This is a genomic window from Kaistella gelatinilytica (assembly GCF_015679325.1).
Taxonomy (GTDB): domain Bacteria; phylum Bacteroidota; class Bacteroidia; order Flavobacteriales; family Weeksellaceae; genus Kaistella; species Kaistella gelatinilytica.
The window spans coordinates 103,421-126,363 of the sequence record NZ_JADPVI010000002.1 but is presented as its reverse complement, the minus strand read 5'-3'; the positions used below and the strand labels follow the sequence as shown (position 1 = coordinate 126,363).

Here is a 22,943-nt window from a genome sequence, read left to right as displayed (position 1 = left end):
TAGATGGTTTTTTACTTTTGCGCTGTTATTTTAATTCAGTCTAAATAAAAACGTTCTATGAAAAAACAGATCATTTCCCTTGGAGCCTTATTAATTGTCTCGACAATCGGTGCACAGATGAAGTTTGAGCAGATAAGTGATACCCTTCGGGTTCAGCAAATTGAGGATATCAATATGCATAAAACGGGAAATCCCAATACAGCAAGACCACTTTCCTCAAAGTCGAATTTATCGATAATGGAAAATCCACAACCGATTGCCATTGTTACTCATGAGATCATTGAGCAACAGCAAGCGAAACAGTTGAGCGATGTTTTACAAAACGTGAACGGACTTTATATTACTTCCTCGAGAGGAAATTCGCAGGACAGTTTTGGTGGGAGAGGTTTCGCGCTTGGAAATGATAATATTTTTAAAAATGGGGTAAGAGTAAACAGTGGTGTTTTTCCTGAAGTTTCCGGTCTGGAAAGAGTGGAGGTCTTAAAAGGAGCCAATGCAATGCTTTATGGAAATACTGCGGCAGGCGGAATCATCAATATGATCACCAAAAAACCCCGGTTCAATTATGGTGGAAGCATCGGATTAAGCGGTGGAAGCTGGAATTCTTATAAACCAACTGTAGATTTTTACGGTCCTCTTTCAGATAAAGTTGCTTTTCGAGTTGATGGCGCTTATGAATATGCAGACAGTTTTCGTGATGTCGTTTCCTCTTCAAAATATTATTTTAATCCTTCTTTTTTAATCAATTTGGGGGAGAAATCCCAGTTGATCGTTGAAGCAGATTATTTGAAAAATGATTTCACGCCAGATTTTGGTATTGGTTCTATCACGAACAAAGATCTAAGTTACAAGTTAAATGATACCGTTGGAAGAAATGTATTTTTCGGGGCAGACTGGCAATATCAAAATGTACAACAGGCTTCTACAAATATTACTTTCAATCATCAATTCAATGAGAGCTGGACTTTAAATGCAATTGCGTCTTACCAGAATTACACGAAAGATTATTTTTCTTCGGAAAGAGTACAATGGAGTTATGCAACACCTACAGCAACTCGTTTATCCTGGACAAGACCATTCAACAAAACGTATAACGAACAAAGTTATGGTTCTGGTCAGATCAATATTAATGGTGAAATTAATACCGGAAAAATAAACCATAAAGTGTTATTTGGTACTGACGCGGATTATAACCAAGCGGATTCTTACGCTTACACTCTTGGAGCAACAAGAAACGTTTTGTATTTAGATGACCCTTCAACCTGGGGAAATGTCGCAATGCCATCATCAACCCTTAATAACAGAAACAGAATTAATACCAGAAGAATTGGGGTGTTTGCGCAGGATTTTATTAGTCTGACCCAACAATTCAAAGTGATTGCAGGTTTGCGTTGGTCTTACATCGAAAATATGGCAACGATCAATACCAATTTTGTGACAAATGTTAAAAGTATTACCAATAACTCTGCAACATCTGATCAGGCGCTTTCTCCTAAATTAGGTCTGGTTTATATGCCAAATGATAATTTATCGATTTTTGCAACGTATACCAACTCATTTGTATCCAATGCTGGTGAAACTTCTTCTGCCTTAGGATCGTTGAATACAGTTGGAGCTCCTGCAGAAATTCTGGCTAGAGTGCAAAATCTTTCAAGAGAAGGTATAAAACCAACCACTGTCGACCAATATGAAATTGGAATTAAGAAAAATCTTTGGAATAATACTTTAGCGGTGAATTTATCGATCTATCAAATTGATAATAATAACACTTATCAAAGTTTTTGGTACCAAAATACAGCCGGTGCAGTTGTAACTCCAGATTCGAATTTAAAAGAATTCGCCGGAAAAATGAGAAGCCGTGGTGTTGAGTTAGATATTACAGGGAACCTAACGAAAAATCTTTCGATCATTGGCGGTGTTTCTTATAACAATTCAGTTTATTTGGATACTCCGGAAGATGGATATGTTGAAAAACAAAGATTGGTTAGAACTCCCGCAACCACTGCGAACGCATCAATTTTCTATAAATTCACTGATAAAATTAAAGGTTTGAAAATCGGAGCTGGAGCGTATTACATTGGCGATCGATTGGCAGGTTGGAATGATTCAAAATCAACCGTTATTTCAAGAAACGGTGTTTCCAGAATGATCGATGTTAAAGATTACGTTACCGTAAATGCATCTGTTGGTTACGATTGGAGTAAATTTTCAATTCAGGGAAAAGTCGGTAATTTATTTGACACGATTAACTATAATGTTCACGAAAATTATTCTGTGAACCCGATTACACCTAGAAATTATTATGTTACTCTAACCTATAAATTGTAGAAAACACTTCATCATATCAATTAAATTCAGTTAGCATAAACAGTGGGAATTTCGGTTTCCGCTGTTCTTGTTGAAAAGCAAGAAGAATTAAAACAAAAAAACAGAAAACGATGACAGCAATTAAAAACACCCGAACATTCATGAGAATTGTTCACCGATATTTAGGATTTTTCATGGCAGGAATTATGGCAGTGTACGCAATCAGTGGAGTATTGATGGTATATCGCGATACCGATTTTCTTAAACAGGAAAAAAAATATGAAAAAATTCTCGATAAAAATCTGGATGAAAAATCACTCGGTAAAGAAATTAAAATGAAAGGCTTCGAAGTTAAAAAAACAGAAAATGGCATTTTATTTTTCAAAGGTGGAACTTATAATTCGGCAACCGGAGAAGCGAAATATTCAAAAAAAGAACTTCCTTTCGTTCTCAATAAAATGACACAACTGCACAAGTCACAATCAAAAGACACGCTTTCACCCCTAAATACATTTTTTGGTCTCTCTTTATTTTTCTTTGTAATCTCCAGTTTTTGGATGTTCAATGTAAAATCAAAAGCGTTTCGACAGGGAATGTATTACACCATTGGAGGTTTGATTTTAGCAATTATTCTTGTTTTTATTTAAAAAAAAGAGATTTTAGAAGTATTAAATTTTACTTATTTTAAACTTTAAATATTTCAACGAATTTAGAGTTGATCCCGTTGTCAAATTAGAAAATTTGGTTATCTTTGCACCCTTATAAATAATCGGGACGAGTTCCCACAAAATCAAACATTTATGTCAGTAAAAATTAGATTACAAAGACACGGTAAAAAAGGAAAACCTTTTTTCCACATCGTAGTTGCCGATGCAAGAGCAAGTAGAGATGGTAAATTCATCGAAAAAATCGGTACTTACAATCCTGTAGTTAACCCAGCTGTTATCGAACTTAACGTTGATGCTGCTGTAAAATGGTTAGACAATGGAGCACAACCAACCGACACTGCTCGTGCAATTCTTTCTTACAAAGGAGTTCTTTACAAAAGACACTTACAAGGTGGAGTAGCAAAAGGCGCTTTCGATCAGGAAGCAGCTGATAGCAAATTCGCAGCTTGGTTAGAAGGAAAAGAAAAACAAGTTGTTGGTAAAAAAGACGGTTTGAGCAAAGCAAAAGATGATGCTAAAAAAGCAGCATTCGACGCTGAAACTAAAGTAAACCAGGCAAGATTAGACGCTGCTGCAAAAGTAGAAGCTGATGCGAAAGCAGAAGCAGATGCACAAAAAGCAGAAGCTAAAGCTGCTGCAGATGCAAAAGCCGCTGAAGCTGCTGAAGCAAAAGCTGCTGAAGAAGCTGCAAACGCGCCGGTTGCTGAAGTTATTGAAGAGCCAAAAGAAGAAAAATCAACTGTTGAAACAGTTGCTGAAAAAGTAGGTGAAGCCGCTGCTGCTGTTGCAGGAGCTGTAGATTCTGTAAAAGAAACAGTAGCAAACGTTACTGAGAAATTAACAGGAAAAGACGAAGCTGCTACTGAAGAAAGAACTGACGAAGCTAAAGCTTAATCAACTTTCTTATCAGATAAGATTCATAGAGACGTCATTTTTGGCGTCTCTATTATTTTAAAACAACTTATATTTGCATCATGAAAAAAGAAGATTGCTATTTTTTAGGTAAAATCACTCGTACCCACGGTTTACACGGAAATGTTTTCCTGAAACTCGATACCGATCAACCTGAAATGTACAATAAATTAGACACCATATTCGTTGACGTCAACGGATTGTTGGTTCCTTTTTTTGTTGCAAGACAATCCTGGAGCAAAGGCGAAACGCTGATTGTTTCTTTCAAAAATTCCTCTGAAGCACTTGTTAATCAAGCCGTCGGAAAAGATGTTTATCTTCCGCTTTCTACCTTGCCTGTTCTTACCGGAAACAAATTTTACTACCATGATGTGATTGGCTATGAAATTCGCGAAGAAGACGGCAAATCTTGTGGAATTATCGAAACGATCAACGATCAAACCGGTCAGCATTATTTCGTGCTTACTTTAGCCGGTAAACAAATCGTTATTCCGATCATCAAAGACTGGATCATCGAACTGAACCGTGAAGAAAAATTCATCAGAATGTCTTTACCAGAAGGTTTAATGGATGTTTTCTTGATTCCTTCCAAGAAAGACGAGTAATTTTCTAAATCTTTTTTGGGCGATAATTTCCGTCTGGAGTTTATACTGAGCTTGTCGAAGTACTCCCGCGTTTTTATTCCAATTCGTTCCATAAAAAGGGATCCATTCAAGCCGGGTCGCAGATCATTTTGTATTGCGAAAACTCCAATAATTTAGACCGAATTCTTTTCTAAAATTTTTTTTCCCTGCATCAAAAATTACGCCAATTTTTAGTAAGTTTGCATCTATTGATTATGGAAAAAGTTTGACCATAATTCTACATTTTACATTAAAAAAAGCACTGTCAGGAAATGAGAACAACCATCAAAGAATTACTTTCAGATTATAAAAAAATACTTCATCACGACATTACCGTTCAAGGTTGGGTCAGAGCATTTCGCTCCAATCGTTTTATCGCTTTGAATGACGGATCAACCATCAATAATTTACAAATCGTGGTCGATTTTGAGCAATTTGATGAAAATATTATTAAGAATATCAGCAATGCAGCCTCTTTGAAAATAGTAGGTGAAGTTGTAGAAAGTCAGGGCGCTGGACAAAGCATCGAAATTATTGCTAAAAAAATAATCATTTTAGGAGATAACTTTACTGAAGAAAGAGATAAAACGATTCTACAACCCAAGAAACATTCCTTAGAACTTTTACGCGAACAGGCGCATTTGCGTTTCCGCACGAATTTATTTAGTGCTGTTTTTAGAGTGCGAAGTTCTGTGAGTTTTGCGATTCACCAGTTCTTTAATCAAAATCAATTCTTCTACATGAATACGCCGATCATTACCGGTGCAGATGCAGAAGGAGCTGGAGAAATGTTTGGCGTAACAAACTTCGATCTGAATAATATACCGCGTGATGAAAACGGAGATATCGATTTTGACCAGGATTTTTTTGGTAAGAAAACCAACTTAACAGTTTCCGGACAACTTAACGTAGAAACTGCAATGATGGGACTGGGAAGAGTTTATACTTTCGGGCCAACTTTCCGTGCAGAAAATTCAAACACAACGCGTCACCTCGCAGAATTCTGGATGGTAGAACCTGAAGTTGCTTTCAATAATTTAGAAGACAACATCGATCTGGCGGAAGATTTCTTAAAATATGTCATCAATTATGTTTTAGAAAACTGCAAAGATGATCTGGACTTTTTAGATAAGAGATTTGCGGAAGAACAAAAGCAAAAACCTGAAAAAGACAGAGCTTCTGAAGGTTTGATAGAGAAATTACAAAACGTTCTCGAGAAAAGATTCAAAAGAGTTTCTTACACCGAAGCGATTGATATCCTGAAAAATTCAAAAGAAAATAAAAAAGGAAAATTCCAGTTTCCGATTGAGGAATGGGGCGCAGATCTGCAGAGTGAGCACGAGCGTTTCCTCGTAGAAAAACATTTTGAATGTCCTGTTGTCCTTTTTGATTATCCAAAAGAGATCAAAGCTTTCTATATGAAACTGAATGAAGATGGAAAAACGGTTGCCGCAATGGATGTTTTATTCCCGGGAATCGGTGAGATCATCGGTGGTTCACAAAGAGAAGATAAATTTGATGTTCTGACTGCCAAAATGAAAGCGATGAATGTTGATGAACACGAGCTTTGGTGGTATTTAGATACACGAAAATTTGGTTCAGTTCCGCATGCTGGTTTCGGTCTTGGTTTAGAAAGACTGGTACTTTTTGTAACAGGAATGACGAACATCAGAGACGTAATTCCTTTCCCAAGAACGCCTCATACCGCGGAGTTTTAATTAAAATTCAGTACTTTTAGATTTTAGAAATAATATTCTTTCCATTAAAATAGAGATAGCATCAAAATATGTTAAAACAAAACCTTCAAATGCGACTCGGCCAGAAATTGGCACCGCAACAAATTCAGTTGATGAAGTTGATCCAGCTTCACACGTTAGAATTTGAGGAAGAATTAGAACGCGAATTAGAAGAAAATCCGGCCCTGGAAAAAGCGGAAGAATCAAAAGAAGAAGAGTATTCCTCACTTGATGAAACGTATGAAGACGAAGGTACAGACAGCATCAATACAGATTTCGATGTAAATGAATATATTTTTGATGATGAACCGGCTTATAAAACCAGCTCAAACAATTATTCTGCAGACGATGAAGAATTTGACAATCAGTCACTCTTAACAGAAGGACAATCGCTCTACGATTACCTTTTGGAGCAGATCCGTTTGATCAATATCGATGGTGATGATCTGAAAATTGCAGAATATATCATCGGAAACCTTGATAACGACGGATATCTTCGAAGAGAAGTGAAACAGATCGTTGATGATCTGGCGTTTTCTCTGGGAGTTTACACCACGAAAGAAAAAGCGGAAGATATATTGGAGAATTACGTTCAAAAACTGGATCCTTCCGGAGTTGGCGCAAGAGGTTTACAGGAATGTCTTCTGTTGCAAATTGAGAAAAAAGTAAGCGCTGATAAAGCCGTTATTTTAGCTGCAAATATCCTTAGAAATCAATTCGATGCATTGACAAATAAGCATTACAATAAAATCATCCAGAAATACGATATCGAGGAAGAAGATCTGAAAGATGCTTTGGAAGTGATTTCAAAACTCTCCCCAAAAGTTGGTGGAAATTTTGATACGCAGACGATCACCATTAATCAGGAAATCATACCGGACTTTGTAATTCATGTTAAAGATAATGGCGAAAAAGGAGTAGATGTTCATCCAACATTGAACAGTAAAAATGCACCTTCCTTGCGTGTTTCAGATGAGTACAAAGATATATTGACGACCTATTCTCACGATAAAAAATCTGCTGAACACAAACAGGCTGCACTTTTCATCAAACAAAAATTAGATGCGGCAAAATGGTATATTGATGCGATAAACCAGCGACAAAATACTTTGCTTCAAACGATTTCTGCTATCGTGAAACTGCAGAAAAACTACTTCATTACAGGCGACGATAAATCTTTGAAGCCGATGATCTTAAAGGATGTTGCCGATATTACAGGTTTTGATATTTCTACAATTTCCCGTGTAGTAAAAAGCAAATATGCCGATACTCCGAATGGAATTGTGTATCTAAAAAATCTCTTCTCAGATTCGTTGACCAATGATGATGGCGAAGAAGTTTCTACGAAAGAAATTAAGAATCATTTGATGGATATCATCAACGCCGAAAATAAGAGAAAGCCTTTAACAGACGACGCTTTGGTTGTTTTGTTGAAAGAAAAAGGATATAATATTGCCAGACGAACCATTGCAAAATATCGGGAACAACTCAGTATTCCTGTTGCAAGATTACGAAAAGAACTCTAAAGAAAAAGGTCACCGAAAAGTGACCTTTTTTTTATGCTTGTTCGATTTCTATTTTCTGCAGTTCTTCGAGGTTTTTACCTAATTTTTTAAGAATGATTCCGTACACAATTCTGTAGTAAACCCAGATCAACACTACACTTAAAACCATCATCAGAAGAAGACCTACATAGAATCCTATCAAGGTTGGATGAGTAAGTTCAATATTTTGATTTGATAACGCCCAGGATGTAAAAATTCCAAGAACAATGGTGTACAAAACGATCAAAAATACGTTCGCAAGAATAAAATAGTTGACCGTATTTTTAAATTTAATGATCTGAAGAATCAATTTTGTCAGGTTCGATTCAATTTTGATATGCTTATAATTTTGATAAAATTTAATAACGAAAAAAGCCGTTAAAGCCAGACTGATCACCTTTAGTCCAAAATATAGATGGGACAAATTAGCAACCAGATTCTCATTGTTTTTCACACCGAGTTTTTCTAAAATATTTAAATAACTATTGGTGTCGTCTCCCAAGAAAAGATAGTAAAAATTCATACCCAGAATGACCAGAAATTCGGCTATGCTTATTCCCAGAATATATTTCACATAATTGCGTGAAGATTTATTCAGCATCGACCGTATTTCATCGCTGTTGTATTTTGGCTGAATTTCGTGTTCCTGCCAGGTTTTTTTGAAATTATCTAGATCAAATTTAGGCATGCTTTTCCATTAATTCTTTTAGTGTTTTTTTTAGCCGGTTCATTTTCACCCGCGCATTTACTTCCGTGATCCCTAAATTTTCTGAAATATCACGGTAAGGAAGATCATCTAAATACATCATTACAATTGCTCTTTCTACGTTCGGAAGCATTTTCACCACTTTATAAAGTAATGAGATCTGCAACTGCTTTTCATCGTCATCTTCGATAAAATCCGCATAATGAAAATCCATCAATTCATCAGTTTGCGGTGATTTGGTTTTTTTTCGAAAAAGAGTGATGGCAGTATTTAATGCAACTCGGTACATCCACGTTGAGATTTTGGAGTTTCCTTTGAATGTGTCGTAAGAACGCCAGAGTTGTAACACGATTTCCTGAAATAAATCCTGCTCATCTTCCAGTGAGTTTGTATAGAGCCGGGAAACCTTGATAATCAGACCTTGATTATCTTTAATAAGTTGTGAAAATACTTTTTCTTTAAGGCTCAAAACAGGTAAAAATTTACACAAGCGAAGATAACATTTTTTGCGGAAAATGCCCTATTTAAAGAATGGAACACCTTTGGATAAGACCTCACCAATCAATCGAACTTTCGAACAAAAATGATATATTTGCCACATGATTCTACGCGGAGAAAATTTAATTAAAGAGTACGGTCCCAAAAAAGTTGTAAAAGGCGTGACAGTCGAAGTTAGACAGGGAGAAATCGTAGGACTTCTGGGTCCAAACGGTGCCGGAAAAACCACTTCTTTTTACATGATAGTCGGTTTGGTAAAACCAACTTCTGGGAAAATTTTTCTCGATGATAAAGAAATTACACACGACGCCATGTATCGCCGCGCACAGAAAGGAATCGGTTATCTGGCGCAGGAAGCTTCTGTTTTTCGCAAGCTTTCGGTAGAAGATAATATTCTGGGCGTGCTTCAATTGACCAAACTTACCAAACGCGAACAGGAAAGGAAACGGGATGAACTGATCGAAGAATTTTCTTTGGAACATGTTCGCAAAAATCGCGGAGATCTACTTTCCGGCGGGGAAAGGAGAAGAACTGAAATCGCGCGTTGCCTTGCTACAAGTCCGAATTTTATTTTGTTAGATGAACCTTTTGCGGGAGTAGATCCAATCGCAGTAGAAGATATTCAGAAAATTGTAAGAAGTTTGGTCGATAAGAATATCGGAATCTTAATTACCGATCACAATGTTCAGCAAACTTTAGCGATCACTCATAAAACATATATCATGTTCGAAGGAAGAATTCTGAAAGAAGGACTTCCACACGATCTGGCAAATGATCCGCAGGTTCGTGACGCCTATTTGGGAGAGAATTTTGTGTATCAGGATATTTTGAACAAACCTAAAAAGAAATCTTTAGTCTATAATATCTGGGCCGGAAATTTTGATTCTAAACTTCAGTTTCAGGATTATGTAGACCGCAACTTTGCGGGCGTTGATAATTTGAGACTTCTTTATGGTTTCGAAGATATCAGTTTTGCCTCCTTATCAAATTCAGAAATTGAACATATTTTCAGAGAAGTGGTTGATAAAACTGCCAATAATTCTTTTCTTTTTCAAAAACAGGAGTTGGGAGAATATTACAGTAAAGATACCGCTGTATCTGAGGCAAATATGCGAAACAGTTCCGAACTTCGTTATCTGACCACGTTCCCTTTTGAGGGATCAATTTAATTGAAATTCACAGGGTTTTGAACCTTGATCGATCGATAAAATATGCCAAAACCATTTAACAGAACAATCACGCTTTATCATATTTATCAGCAGTTGATACCGTTTATAAAGCCGTATCGAGTGATGATTTATGGGACTTTGTTTCTGACATTTATTGGGGCTTTATTGGCGCAGGTCAATCCACTGGTTTTAAAATATACCGTAGATGAAGTAACAAAACTCACGCAGTTGCCAGATCCTATGGCAGAAGGAATTCATGTTCTGATTCTTATTTCTGCGATTTTACTGGGAAAAGAATTGCTGAACATTTTTATTCAGTTTGGTCAGAAATTTTACGGCGAAAAAATTCGGATCAATACGAGTTCAGTTTTAGCACAATCAGCGATTGATAAAATTCTGACGTACAGAGTTGCTTATTTTAATGATGAAAACCACGAATCAGGCAAACTTCAGATAAGAATTGACCGCGGGATTGAAAGTTTAACAAAACTCGTTCAAAATTTCTTTATCGATATTTTACCACTATTTTCAAATGCTTTTATTGCACTGATCATCATGTACATGCAAAATGTATATGTGGGTTTGGTTTCTACCATTGTTGTTCCTATTTATTTTGTGATCAGTTCTCTTCAAGCCAAAAAATTATCTGGAGTTCGCCGCACTTTAAGAAATCAGAGAGAGCAAAAAACCTCCGGACTTTTAAATTTGATCAATTCGATCATGGTGATTAAAAGTTTCGTACGGGAAAAATTTGAAGGTAAAAAACAGTACGATCTGCAGATGCAGTTGATGGACAGCCAGATGTTCACGCGAAGAACGAACTTTATATATGACGGTCTGAAAACCTTTATTGAGCAGTTTGGTGTCGTGATGATCATTTTGTTAACAGTTTACTTAGTGCTCGATCAGAAAATGACGATCGGTGCGATCATGCTTCATATTCTTTTGTTTAATAATGTTTCCTCGCCAATCCGGCAGTTGCACCGGATATATGACGATATGAATGATGCCATGATCTATGCAGAAGGATATTTCGATATTCTAAATGCAGACGATGAAACCGAACCGAATGGAAATTTCGTAGAGAAAAATATCAAAGGGAAATTTGAGCTGAAAAATGTGAACTTCTCTTATCCGAATGGTACAAAAGCTTTGAACAATGTTTCAATGACCATTGAGAACGGAAAAACTACTGCTTTGGTCGGACTAAGCGGCGCCGGAAAATCAACGGTTATTAATCTCTTGTGTAAATTTTATTTACCGGATTCCGGAGAGATTTTGTTGGATGAAGTGAATTTAAATAATTTCGACAATACTTCACTTCGAAGTGATATCGGATTGGTTTTACAAAAAAATCACATTTTTCAGGGAAGTATCGAAGATAATATTAGGTACGGAAATATGAATGCAACTTTTGAAGAGATCGAAGTTGCCGCGAAAAAAGCGTATCTCCACGATCAGATCGTCGATTTGCCACAACAATATAAACATGATGCCACGCAACTTTCCGGTGGTCAACAACAGCGAATTGCGATTGCAAGACTATTTCTGAAAGATCCACCCATTATTTTTCTGGATGAACCGACAGCAAGTTTAGATGCGATCGCCACGGAGCAGATTAAAAATTCTCTGGATGCCATAAAAGCGGGCAGAACGGTGGTCATTATTTCCCATTCTCTTTCGCAGATCTTAGATTCCGACATCATTTATGTGATGAAAAAAGGCGAAGTTGTAGAGAGCGGAACACACGATCATCTCGTAGGTTTACAGGGAACATACCGCGAAATTTTCGATGCTTCTGCAAGGAGTTTGAATCTGGATAAACTTATGAGTACGTATCGCGAAAATTAATTTTAATAAAAAATACCTTCAATATAAATTTCAAAAATGAAAAATTTAATCATACTATCCTTTATTGCCATTACCGTAATTTCGTGCGATAAAATAGAAGAAAAAATATCGACTGTTGTTACAGAAACTACAGAAAAGGCACAACAAAAAGCCAAAGAAACCATTCAGGAATCAGTAACAGAACAAATAGGGAAAATTGTAAATTCTGAAAACATTCAGTTTGATCAGATTTTTCCGCATCAAAATAATTTGGCCCTCGAAAATGTAGTCGGGAAAAAAGTAGCTTTTCCGAATGGAACTCCATTTTATGTTTTCAAATACAAAGCTGCTGATAAAGATCTGTTGTTGAATACTTTGGTCGCGCAACCGACAAGCGATGAAACGCAATCGAAAAAAGAATTTCAAAAAGTTGATGGTACGTCGATCATTGAAAAAGTTACTTTTTTCGAGAAGTTTCTGCCTGCAAATTCTATCGATCTGAGTTTTTTAGATGACATCAAAAACGACAAAAACATAGAGTATTATAAAGTAAAACGTTTCCCAAATGCGAGTACGATCATTTATAATCCGAAAACTGAAATGGTGTATCAGTTTGTAGAAGTGAAGAAATAATTCTTTAGATAAAGGATAATAGAGTAATATAAAAGACTTTTATCGGAACGTTTATAGAAAAATTAAAATGAGCGAAAATTTAATTCAAAATACAGTTGATTTCGTAAAAGAAAAACTCGAAGGTGCGGAAGCCGGACACGACTGGTTTCATATCGAAAGAGTCTGGAAGCTTTCAAAAAAGATCGCTGCAACGGAAAATGGCAATCTTGAAGTGATAGAACTTTCGGCCTTGCTTCACGATATTGCAGATCCCAAATTTCATGATGGCGACGAAACTTTAGCTTTAAAAATATCGAATAAATTTCTGGAAAGTCAACATGTTTCTTCTGAAATCATCGACCAGGTTTTATTTATCATCAAAAACATTTCCTTTAAAAATAGGGGAGAAGTTCCTCAGAATTTACCCATTGAATTGAAAATTGTGCAGGATGCAGATCGTCTCGATGCCATCGGAGCCATTGGAATTGCGCGGACTTTTAATTTCGGAGGCTTTAAAAATAATTTAATGTATCATCCGGACATTCAGCCAAAGTTGGATATGACGAAAGAGGAATACAAAAAAAGTCAGGGTACGACGATCAATCATTTTTACGAAAAACTGCTGCTCCTAAAAGATATGATGAACACAGAAAAAGGAAAAGAGATCGCGTTGGAAAGACATCAATTTATGCTTCAGTTTTTAGAGGAATTCGACAAAGAATGGAATGTGAATTAGCGATTTTAACATTATTGGAAAAGTCTTTTTTCAGCTTAAGTATTTTTCAGTACTAAGAATACAAAATCCAACACCCAACATTTAAATCGTTCTCTCCAATATTATTTTATCTTTACACCATGTTTTACTTGTTTTTTCTCCTTTTTCTATTCCTCTGCTTTGGTCTTTTTATTTCCATTTTTAAAAACGGAAAACTAAAGATCTGGGTGAAAATGATCCGAATTGCGATTGTAACTTTTGGAGTTGCCCTTTTTACGTATTATTTTGTAACCAAAAGTTTGACTCAATTTCGTGCTGATTCTTTAACAGTGCAGGTCATTAATAATTTACCGCTTCCTTTAGATTTTTATCTTGTAAAAGTTAATACTGATAAACAGGCAGATGTAAAATACGAAACGCGCCATGTCGGGACAATTCGTACCAATTTTTTTCGGATTGATCATTTAGATATGAAATTTTCTGACGAATTTTGGATCGCAGGTTTTATGGGAAAAAAGAATATGGTTTATTTCTCTCAGCATTCCGTTCCAAATAAGAATGAAGACCAGATCATTGAGATTCACAACTACATCAATCAAAGTGTAAAACTCTCAGAAATCTCGAAAACGCTAGTCGCAGATCTAAAATTTGAAAATATGAAAACTGCGATCTGGATTACTCTAGATTTGCTCCTGCTTTTTCTTAATGTGACTTTGCTCTTTAAGAAATTTAAATAAAAAATCCCGAAAATTTCGGGATGATCTATATTGTAAAGTGTGATAATTTATTATTTACCCTTCTTTTCCTTCAACGCTTCTTTGTCTTTATCAGACGGATTCCAGACTTTCACTTCAGAATCTTTCGTGATTCCGGAAAGGATCTGAACATTAATACCATCAGAAGCTCCTAATTTCACATACGTTTTTTTGAAACTTCCATCGGGCTGTTTTACTTCTACGAAAGGTTTGTCTTCGCCTTTTACTTTTTCATACTGAATTAAAGCTTCATCCAAAAGAAGTGCATTTTTCTGAGAACTCAAGATGATTTCTCCATTTGCAGAAAATCCTGCTCTGATATATTCATGAGTTTCATTGAAAACATCGCCCTCAATCGGGAATTTAATGGTTCCACTTTCATCTTTTCCTTTCGGCGCGATCATGGTAACACGTCCGCGGAAACTTTTGTTTTGTAACGCTCCGATGACCACGTTCATATCCATTCCTTCTTTCAGTTTCCCCGCTTGAGCTTCATCAATCGTCCCTTGAAATATTAAAGAGTTTAGATCTGCGATGGAGCAAATCGTGGTTCCTGCATTGAATGAGTTGGCTTCAATAACCTGGCTTCCGACTTTTACAGGAACTTCTAAAACGGTTCCTGTCGCTTTCGACCGAATTTGAGTCGTTGCTAAACTGGCGAGTTCAGGTGTTGTCCCGGTTTTTGCAATTTGAAGATTTTTCTGAGCGGTTTGCAATTGTTGCTGAGAATTTTTCAAAACCTGTTGCGTCGATTGTAAAGATTGCTGCGCAGAAATATATTCCTGTTTAGAAATAACACCTTGCGTATATAAACGCTGTTGCATCGCGAATTGTTTCTGTTGCGTATCAACGTTTATTTTAGCGTTGCTGATCTGCAGATTTGCATTATTAATGTCCTGTTGTGCAGCATTGATATTCTGAACGGTAGGTACAATTCGAATGGTCGCCACAAGTTGTCCTGCAGTAACGTGATCGCCTTCTTTTACCAAAATTTTATCGATGATCCCCGAAATATTGGGTTTGATCTCAATTTCTTCCCGCGGTACAATTTTTCCGGTCGCCAGAACTTTATCGTCCATGTTTTGAACGATGCCTTTTTTCGTAAGAAACAGGTCGCTTTTCTTGGAATTTGAATTAATGAGATATCGAACTCCCATCACCAATCCCACTAAAAAGACGAGTCCTAAGATGATATAAATAACTTTTTTTACGGTGAATTTCTTTTTCATAATTAGTTTTTAATCTTTTTTGATGATCTTTTGTTATCGCCAATCTTCAACTCAGTATTCTTTCGAGATTTTTGAAATGCGATTTCATATCAATTTTTTCTATCGTTTTTTTTCTAAATTTATTCTGTTCTCAAAGCTTCGATCGGTCGAATGGATACGGCTCTTTGTGCGGGAATCATTCCAATTAAAAGGCCTAAAAAAACCATCACGCCCATCGCGGCAAATACTTCTCCGTAGTTCACGGTCGGGTTATAAAATGGAAAGGCATCTTGTCCTTCCGTTAAAGCATTCAAAATCATGAGCAGAAAGATCCCAAAAATAAATCCGAGAAGTCCCGAAGTGATCGTGATGACGACGCTTTCTAATAAGATCTGATTGCGGACTTCCGCAGGTTTCGCGCCTAAAGCCCGTCGAATCCCTATTTCATTTGTCCGCTCTTTTACGGTTATCAGGAGGATATTTGAGATGGCAATAACTCCCGCCAAAATAGTTAATGTTCCTACAACGATCGTTAACAGTTGCATGCCGGTCAGAAATCCGGTCAGTTTACCAAAAAGTTTTCCTAAGTTGAAGCTACCGAAAGCATTGGTGTCATCTGGTGAAACGTTGTATTTTGCTTTGAGTTCGGTCTTCACGGTATTTTCCAGGACATTTAAATCTGCGTCATTTTTACCGACAATTGCAAAAAATCCAACCTTATCGCCGTCGTTGTACATTTTGGTAAAAGTGCTGAAGGGAATATAGGCTGAGTTATCGCTTCCCATATTTCCACCTTGCTGCTGAACACGGAAAACACCGATAACATTGAAAAATAGACCTTTTACAGTCACCGATTTTCCTAAAGGATTTTCATTCTTCTTCGCATCGAAAAAGTTTTTGTAAATTTCTTCACCGATGACGATCACATTTTTATTTCCGCTGATATCGGCATCGTTAATATATCTTCCGAAAATTAATTTTTTTTCTGAAATTTTATTTCCAACGGGATAATCTCCATTTAAAGTGTAGGTTTCATTTTTGCCGTTTCGGGAAAAGAGTTCGCCCGGACTTCCGAAATTACCACGCGTCGATTGGGGCGAAATGTAATCTATTTGCGGGATCTTTTTCTGCAAAACCTGAATGTCGGGTAAATGTAAAGCCATTTTTCTTCCTTTCGGAAAACCATCATAAGGAATCGTAGTGTTTTGTGCCCAAAGGAAAATTGAATTCGTCGCGAAACCGGCAAAGGCTTTATCAAAACCGTTTTCCATACCTTTTGCTGCACCAAGAAGTGCTACGAAAAGGAACATGCCCCATCCAACGCCGATCATGGTGAGAAAAGTTCGAAGTTTATTATTCTGTAGGGAATGATAAATTTCTTGCCAGGTATCGAGTTTGAATATAATGTTCATAAAAAAACTTTGTTTTTTTTGTCAGATTTTAGTCCTTCTTTTTAAATAATAAGTGTTGATAGATTACCTATTAATCATTACCTATTGCTTATAATTAGTCGCTTCTCAATGCTTCAATTGGTTTTATTTTACTGGCTCTGTACGCAGGAACAAATCCGGAAATTAATCCGGCGATGACCAAACACACAAAAGCGACAGCGATCAAACCCCAACCAACTGACGGCGCCATTATAAAATATTTTTCTAAACTATCTCCTATTAATGTCAAAGTTAAAACGCCTAAAGCAACACCGATAATTCCGGAAATAACCGTAATGACGACACTTTCCTGAATAATTAAGGCTACGATCGCGTTAGGTTTTGCACCAATTGCTTTTCTGACCCCGATTTCTCGCGTTCGTTCTTTGACAATGTAAACCATGATATTGCTGATCCCGATGATCCCCGCCAGTAAAGTTCCCAAACCGATAAACCCAACGATCAAAGTAATGATGAGCAAAAACTGGAAAGTCTTTTCCATATTTTTCGCGTTGTTATTTACACGAACTGCGTTTTCATCATCCGGAGAAACCTGAAGATTTTTTTTAAGATCTTTCTCTAATTTATCACTGTATTTGATCGCATCAGCTGGTGTTAAATTCTGGTTGTAGGTGATGAAAATTCTACTGAGTGTATCAGAACCTTTTTTCAATTGCTGTAACGTAGAAATAGGCACGCTGATCATTCGTTCATCCTGATCGCCGCCATCATCGGAGAAAATACCGATCACTTTAAACATCGTTCCATTCAGGTCTAAGTCTTTTCCGACCGCACTTCCGTTTTTGATGAGATCGCGCTGAACCATTCTACCAATTACGGCAACATTTTGCTTCTTATCGATATCTGCATTATTGATATATCGCCCATCTAAAACAGTTCTGCTTTCGATATAAGGTTCGGCAGGATCTGCGCCATTTACTTGATAAGAGCCACTTTCCTTGCCGTATTTTACAAGCATATTGGATGTATATCTGCCGGAAGAATATTCTATTTTGTCGGGATCTGCTTTTTTTATGTTGTCAAAATCTTTATTCTGTAAGATAACTTTTCGGTCGGTTTGCAATCCATTAAATGCGATGGTGGTTTTTCCTGTAGAAATGGAAATTAAATTGGCGGCATCTCTCGCAAAGCCTTCTGTAAAAGCATTTTTTAAACCATTTCCAATTCCAAATAAAACAATGAAAATATAGAGACCTAAAGCCACGGTGAAACCCGAAAGCACTGTTCGCAATATATTACTGCGAATAGACTCAAAAATTTCTCTCCAACGGTCTAGATCAAACATATTATTTTATTGATTTCTTATTTTTATTAAAGACCTTTTAAGCTAAAACTCTTTGGGTGATAAATTCATCACTTTCGATAATTCCATCTTTTAAAATGACATTTCTTTTGGTTTCTGCAGCTACATCTGGTTCGTGAGTTACTACGATGATGGTTTTTCCGTTGTTGTTAATTTCCTGCAGCAATTTCATAATATCGTACGTTGTTTTAGAATCTAACGCTCCGGTCGGCTCGTCGGCAAGAATAACTTTCGGATCTGTAATTAATGCTCTCGCAATCGCAACTCTTTGTTTTTGTCCACCTGAAAGTTCATTCGGCATGTGCGTCGCCCAATCTGCAAGTCCAACTTTGTCCAGATATTCCATTGCTCTTTTGTTCCGTTCTTTTCGGGGGACATCCTGATAATAAAGTGGAAGTGCTACATTTTCCAAAGCATTTTTGTAGCCTATCAAATTAAATGACTGAAAGATGAATCCAAGAAATTTACTTCTGTATTCTGCGGCTTTGATTTCTGATAAATGCTCTATCGGAATACCATCAAGATCATAAACGCCGGAATCTTTTTCATCTAAAATACCAATGATATTCAGCAAAGTAGATTTTCCAGAACCCGAACTTCCCATGATGGAAACAAACTCACCTTCCCCAATAATAAGGTTTATTCCTTTCAGAACATGAAGCTTGCTTTTTCCAGTGTCGTATGATTTATTAAGGTCCTTAATTACTAACATGCAGTGGTAGAATTGATTTAAAATATAAGTATCAAAATAACAGTGTTTGTTACAATCTGCTTTTTCTTTTTCATTAAACTTTTGTTTAACTGTTCAGCCTAATAATAGAAAGGTTTTTTGAGATTTGTTTAAGAGGAATTGGCGTAAACAACGCTGTTTGCATTTTTGTACTTGGCAAATGTAGTAACAGAGCAAGGTGTGTGTCTTTGTGGAAAACTTTTGAGGTTCAAAGTCAGACTTTTAGTATTTAGCCCTTTCTTTATAGACATCAATTTTCTATTTTTGTGATTCACACGTCTGAAGAAATCTTCAGAGAATTGTGGATAAAAAATTATTTTAAAATTCAGAAAATCAGCGTTTTAACCTATTCGTTGATTTTGTCCACAATGATCACTAACATCTAATTTGTAAACCAACCGAGCATGGGAATTTTTGACAAAAGAGTAAGCTACAAACCTTTCGAATATCCGGAAATTCTACAATTCGTAGAAGCCATCAACAAATCATTCTGGGTTCATTCCGAGGTTGATTTCACCGCAGATGTGCAGGATTTTCAGTCTCAACTGGAACCGCACGAAAAAAATGCGATCAAAAATGCTCTCTTAGCCATTGCTCAGATCGAAGTTTCTGTAAAAACGTTTTGGGGAAACTTATACAACCACATGCCGAAACCTGAATTGAATGGTTTAGGTTCAACTTTCGCGGAGTGCGAATTCCGTCATTCTGAAGCATATTCAAGATTGTTGGAGGTTTTGGGATACAACGATTCGTTTAATCAGGTTGTAGAAATTCCGGCGATCAAAAAAAGAATTGATTTCCTATCCAATGTTTTAAAACACGCGAATTCGACAACGCCGAAAGAATATGTTTCTTCTCTTTTGCTGTTCAGTATTTTGATTGAAAACGTTTCCTTGTTTTCTCAGTTTGCGATTATTTTATCTTTCACAAGATTCAAAGGTTACATGAAAAATGTTTCCAATATTATCGCCTGGACTTCCGTTGATGAGCAGATTCACGCCAACGCAGGAATGTATCTGATCAACAAGATCCGCGAAGAACAACCCGATCTGTTAACCGATTCTGACATCGAAGATATTTATACTTTGGTCGATCATTCCATCGAATTGGAAAAAGAAATCCTGGACTGGATCTTCGAGATGGGAGAAATCGACAATATCGGTAAAGACGATCTTTTAAATTTCATGAAGTATCGTGTTGATGATAGTTTGAAGAATATCGGCATGAAAAAACGCTACAATATTACGCCTGAGCAATTTCGCCCGATGGTTTGGTTTGAAGAAGAAGTTTTCGCCAACTCAATGGATGATTTCTTCGCAAAAAGACCCGTCGATTATACAAAACACGATAAGAGTATTACTTCGAACGATTTGTTCTAGTTTTATTTGGGCGCTCTCGTCATAAAAGACGAGACCTTCCACTCCCTTCCGATTTCAGATCGGGATTCGTTCTAGTCGGGGCGCAGTTGGGATTTTAAAATAGAAGAGGGCGCGAGCGAAGCGAGCGTCGATCCGGTTTTAAGAAAAAATCAATAGGAACGGACTTTAGTCCGTTTGAAAAGAGAAAAGTTGCGACTGGCTTTAGCCAAAACTTATTCGTAGATTTTACCTCTGACTACAGCTCGGAACCTTGACAGGGTTTTATAAAGATAAAAAGTGGCGCGAGCGAAGCGAGCGTCGACAAGTTTTAAAGTAAAAAAGAATTGGTGAATTGAGATTTGGATCATCTAAATTGAAATGATCGTACTAAAACTAAAATCGTAACTTATCGGTTAGTAGAGAATAATTCTCTAAATTAATTTCACAAAAATTGTTATTATGAAAACAGCCTCAACAAGCCAGATAGATCAATTAGAAATTTTAAATAAAAAGATTCAATTATCAAAAGACAGTGACGCAATAAGCGAAATGTTACTTCAGATTGAAGGACTTCTGAAGGATATTGACTTTATGAGTCCTTTCTATACTAATTTTGCTAATGATATGAGAATTTATAAATCACAAAAAGTAACGACTGTCCAAAGTTCTTTATTGAAAATCCTGGATGACGCTATTAAGTCTTATAAACAAAAATAGTTGGTGATTTAATCTGCAGAGTTGAAAATCTCTGATAGACTTAAGGAAAAATAAGACACTTGTACAAGTCGCCGCAGCCGCATAGCGATGAACCCTTTCTAGATTAAAAAAGACCATTTGAATTGAGCCGCATCGCGGCGACCTCTTTGTGGAATTAGAAATCTTCGAAAGAAAAAATATAGAAATTAATAGCCCCGATTGAAACGGCATCCTTTTTTGGTATTGCGATTGCAAAAATCTCCGTAAAGATTGCTTCACTTTTTTCGCAATGACAAAAAAGATACAGTGAAAAGCGGGTACAATTTAAATAAAAAGCAAGCATTTGATGCTTCAAAAAAAATAAAAAACACAATGTACCTCAGTGCATTTTAGAGAAAAAAACTATGGAAGAACAATCGAAAATCTGGTGGCTGAACGAGGAATCGGAGCAAATGCTGAACCGTGGCTATTTGTTAAAAGGCGAAACTGTAGACGGTGCGATTCTCAGAATTACGTCGGCCGCTGCAAAAAGATTATATAAACCTGAACTACAACCGGCTTTCGAAGAGATGATCAGGAAAGGGTGGATCAGTTTTTCTTCTCCAGTTTGGGCAAATATGGGAACAGAGAGAGGACTTCCGATTTCATGTTTTAATGTTCACGTTCCGGATAATATCGAAGGAATTACGCACAAATTGGGTGAAGTCATCATGCAGACGAAAATCGGTGGTGGAACTTCCGGTTACTTTGGCGAACTAAGAAATCGTGGAACTGCGGTGACCGACAACGGAAAATCTTCCGGCGCGGTTTCGTTCATGAAATTATATGATACCGCAATGGATGTGGTGTCGCAAGGCGGCGTTCGTCGTGGTGCTTTTGCAGCATATCTGGATGTTGACCACGGAGATATTGAAGAATTTTTATCCATTAAAGATATTGGAAGTCCGATTCAGAATTTGTTCACCGGAATTTGCGTTCCCGATTACTGGATGCAGGATATGATCGATGGCGATATGGACAAACGTAAGATCTGGGCGCGAGTTTTAGAGAGTCGTCAACAGAAAGGTTTGCCGTATATTTTGTTTACCGATAACGTGAACCGAAATAAACCACAGGTTTACAAAGATCTTGGAATGACGATCAATGCAAGTAATTTGTGTTCTGAAATCATGTTGCCTTCGAGCGCAGAAGAATCGTTTATCTGTTGTTTATCTTCCATGAACTTAGAATTATACGATGAATGGAAAGATACTGATGCTGTGAAACTGGCGATCTATTTCTTAGATGCGGTTTTGTCTGAATTTATTGAAAAAACGAATGGTAATTATTATTTGACAGGAGCGAGAAACTTTGCTTTACGTCACAGAGCGCTTGGTTTAGGCGTCCTGGGTTATCATTCTTATTTGCAGAAAAACATGATCCCGTTTGAAAGTTTTGAGGCGACTCAATTTAATGCAAAAGCTTTCCGTCAGATCAAGGAACAATCAATTGTTGCTTCCCAAGAATTGGCGAATATTTACGGCGAACCGGAATTATTGAAAGGTTACGGAATGCGAAATACGACGACAATGGCGATTGCTCCGACCACTTCGAGTTCCGCAATCTTAGGTCAGACTTCTCCGGGAATTGAGCCTTTTGCTTCGAATTATTATAAAGCAGGTTTGGCAAAAGGAAACTTTATGCGCAAGAATAAATACCTCGCAACATTGCTTCAGGAAAAAGGGTTGGACAATGAAGATACGTGGAGAACGATCATGTTGAATCACGGTTCTGTGCAAAATCTGAAAGAATTAAGCGACGAGGAAAAAGCAGTTTTCAAAACGTTCAGAGAAATTTCTCCTATGGAAATTATTTCTCAGGCCGCCCAAAGACAGCAGTATATTGATCAGGCGCAATCTCTGAATTTACAGATTCCATCTACGATGCCTGTAAAAGATGTGAATTACCTTTATATCGAAGCCTGGAAAAAAGGTGTGAAAACGTTGTATTACCAAAGAAGTTCTTCCGTTTCGAAAGAAATGATGGTGAATTTTGTGAGCTGTTCAAGTTGTGAAGCTTAGACTTTACAATCTTATCATATTAAAAACCACAGATCAGTTCTGTGGTTTTTTGTTTCATAAAG

The 22,943-nt window shown here is 36.9% G+C and carries 18 protein-coding genes and 2 pseudogenes; 14 read left to right on the top strand and 6 right to left on the bottom strand.

Annotation, left to right across the window (positions count from 1 at the left end; genetic code table 11):
• Positions 1-57: 57 nt before the first annotated feature.
• The 6 genes and pseudogenes from IV494_RS07865 (at position 58) to rpoN (ending at position 7,772) form a co-directional block, all read left to right on the top strand.
• On the top strand, positions 58-2,328 hold the full coding sequence (locus IV494_RS07865; protein WP_196079617.1) for a TonB-dependent siderophore receptor: 2,271 nt from the start codon (positions 58-60) through the stop codon (positions 2,326-2,328).
• Between the two features lie 110 nt (positions 2,329-2,438).
• On the top strand, positions 2,439-2,954 hold the full coding sequence (locus IV494_RS07860) for a hypothetical protein (RefSeq protein ID WP_196079616.1): 516 nt from the start codon (positions 2,439-2,441) through the stop codon (positions 2,952-2,954).
• A gap of 153 nt (positions 2,955-3,107) precedes the next feature.
• Positions 3,108-3,659 (top strand): annotated as a pseudogene (locus IV494_RS07855) (30S ribosomal protein S16); the annotation flags it as partial.
• Between the two features lie 290 nt (positions 3,660-3,949).
• Positions 3,950-4,492 (top strand): ribosome maturation factor RimM, encoded by a 543-nt coding sequence (gene rimM, locus IV494_RS07850; RefSeq protein WP_196079614.1) that lies wholly within the window; start codon positions 3,950-3,952, stop codon positions 4,490-4,492.
• Between the two features lie 290 nt (positions 4,493-4,782).
• Positions 4,783-6,228, top strand: a complete 1,446-nt coding sequence (gene asnS / locus IV494_RS07845; protein WP_196079613.1) for an asparagine--tRNA ligase — start codon at positions 4,783-4,785, stop codon at positions 6,226-6,228.
• A gap of 68 nt (positions 6,229-6,296) precedes the next feature.
• A complete protein-coding gene (gene rpoN, locus IV494_RS07840; RefSeq protein ID WP_196079612.1) occupies positions 6,297-7,772 on the top strand; it encodes an RNA polymerase factor sigma-54 in 1,476 nt (491 codons plus the stop codon).
• Between the two features lie 31 nt (positions 7,773-7,803).
• Here the strand turns inward: rpoN and IV494_RS07835 are convergent, their stop codons facing one another.
• Both IV494_RS07835 and IV494_RS07830 read right to left on the bottom strand, forming a co-directional pair.
• The gene (locus IV494_RS07835; RefSeq protein ID WP_196079611.1) at positions 7,804-8,478 is read right to left on the bottom strand and encodes a beta-carotene 15,15'-monooxygenase; all 675 of its coding nucleotides are present in this window, start codon (positions 8,476-8,478) and stop codon (positions 7,804-7,806) included.
• Positions 8,471-8,965: an RNA polymerase sigma factor gene (locus IV494_RS07830; protein ID WP_039351552.1), complete on the bottom strand. Its 495-nt coding sequence runs from the start codon at positions 8,963-8,965 to the stop codon at positions 8,471-8,473. The genes IV494_RS07835 and IV494_RS07830 overlap by 8 nt, the downstream gene beginning before the upstream one ends.
• Before the next feature lie 130 nt (positions 8,966-9,095).
• On the opposite strand from IV494_RS07830, the pseudogene lptB reads away from it, so the two are divergent.
• The 5 genes and pseudogenes from lptB to IV494_RS07805 all read left to right on the top strand — a co-directional run.
• A pseudogene (gene lptB, locus IV494_RS07825) lies at positions 9,096-9,821 on the top strand (LPS export ABC transporter ATP-binding protein); the annotation flags it as partial.
• Between the two features lie 465 nt (positions 9,822-10,286).
• Positions 10,287-12,014 carry an ABC transporter ATP-binding protein gene (locus IV494_RS07820; RefSeq protein ID WP_230380086.1) on the top strand — a complete coding sequence of 576 codons (1,728 nt, stop codon included), beginning with the start codon at positions 10,287-10,289 and terminating at the stop codon, positions 12,012-12,014.
• Between the two features lie 36 nt (positions 12,015-12,050).
• A complete protein-coding gene (locus IV494_RS07815; protein ID WP_196079608.1) occupies positions 12,051-12,626 on the top strand; it encodes a hypothetical protein in 576 nt (191 codons plus the stop codon).
• Between the two features lie 67 nt (positions 12,627-12,693).
• A complete protein-coding gene (locus tag IV494_RS07810) occupies positions 12,694-13,341 on the top strand; it encodes an HD domain-containing protein (RefSeq protein ID WP_196079607.1) in 648 nt (215 codons plus the stop codon).
• A gap of 119 nt (positions 13,342-13,460) precedes the next feature.
• Complete coding sequence (locus tag IV494_RS07805; protein WP_039351546.1) at positions 13,461-14,057, top strand: hypothetical protein; 597 nt, start codon at positions 13,461-13,463, stop codon at positions 14,055-14,057.
• A gap of 50 nt (positions 14,058-14,107) precedes the next feature.
• Here IV494_RS07805 and IV494_RS07800 read toward each other — a convergent pair whose 3' ends face one another.
• The 4 genes from IV494_RS07800 to IV494_RS07785 all read right to left on the bottom strand — a co-directional run bounded on the left by IV494_RS07800 (position 14,108) and on the right by IV494_RS07785 (position 18,749).
• Entirely contained in the window at positions 14,108-15,304 is a 1,197-nt protein-coding gene (locus tag IV494_RS07800; protein ID WP_196079606.1) for an efflux RND transporter periplasmic adaptor subunit, read from the bottom strand.
• 119 nt (positions 15,305-15,423) lie between these two features.
• Positions 15,424-16,695 carry an ABC transporter permease gene (locus tag IV494_RS07795; protein ID WP_196079605.1) on the bottom strand — a complete coding sequence of 424 codons (1,272 nt, stop codon included), beginning with the start codon at positions 16,693-16,695 and terminating at the stop codon, positions 15,424-15,426.
• A 94-nt stretch (positions 16,696-16,789) separates the two neighbouring features.
• Complete coding sequence (locus tag IV494_RS07790) at positions 16,790-18,019, bottom strand: ABC transporter permease (RefSeq protein WP_196079604.1); 1,230 nt, start codon at positions 18,017-18,019, stop codon at positions 16,790-16,792.
• A 37-nt stretch (positions 18,020-18,056) separates the two neighbouring features.
• Complete coding sequence (locus tag IV494_RS07785; protein ID WP_196079603.1) at positions 18,057-18,749, bottom strand: ABC transporter ATP-binding protein; 693 nt, start codon at positions 18,747-18,749, stop codon at positions 18,057-18,059.
• A gap of 422 nt (positions 18,750-19,171) precedes the next feature.
• Between IV494_RS07785 and IV494_RS07780 the strand changes: the two genes are divergently transcribed.
• The 3 genes from IV494_RS07780 (at position 19,172) to IV494_RS07770 (ending at position 22,881) form a co-directional block, all read left to right on the top strand.
• Positions 19,172-20,146: a ribonucleotide-diphosphate reductase subunit beta gene (locus IV494_RS07780; RefSeq protein WP_196079602.1), complete on the top strand. Its 975-nt coding sequence runs from the start codon at positions 19,172-19,174 to the stop codon at positions 20,144-20,146.
• 438 nt (positions 20,147-20,584) lie between these two features.
• Positions 20,585-20,842: a hypothetical protein gene (locus IV494_RS07775; RefSeq protein ID WP_196079601.1), complete on the top strand. Its 258-nt coding sequence runs from the start codon at positions 20,585-20,587 to the stop codon at positions 20,840-20,842.
• A gap of 383 nt (positions 20,843-21,225) precedes the next feature.
• On the top strand, positions 21,226-22,881 hold the full coding sequence (locus IV494_RS07770; RefSeq protein ID WP_196079600.1) for a ribonucleoside-diphosphate reductase subunit alpha: 1,656 nt from the start codon (positions 21,226-21,228) through the stop codon (positions 22,879-22,881).
• Positions 22,882-22,943: the final 62 nt, after the last annotated feature.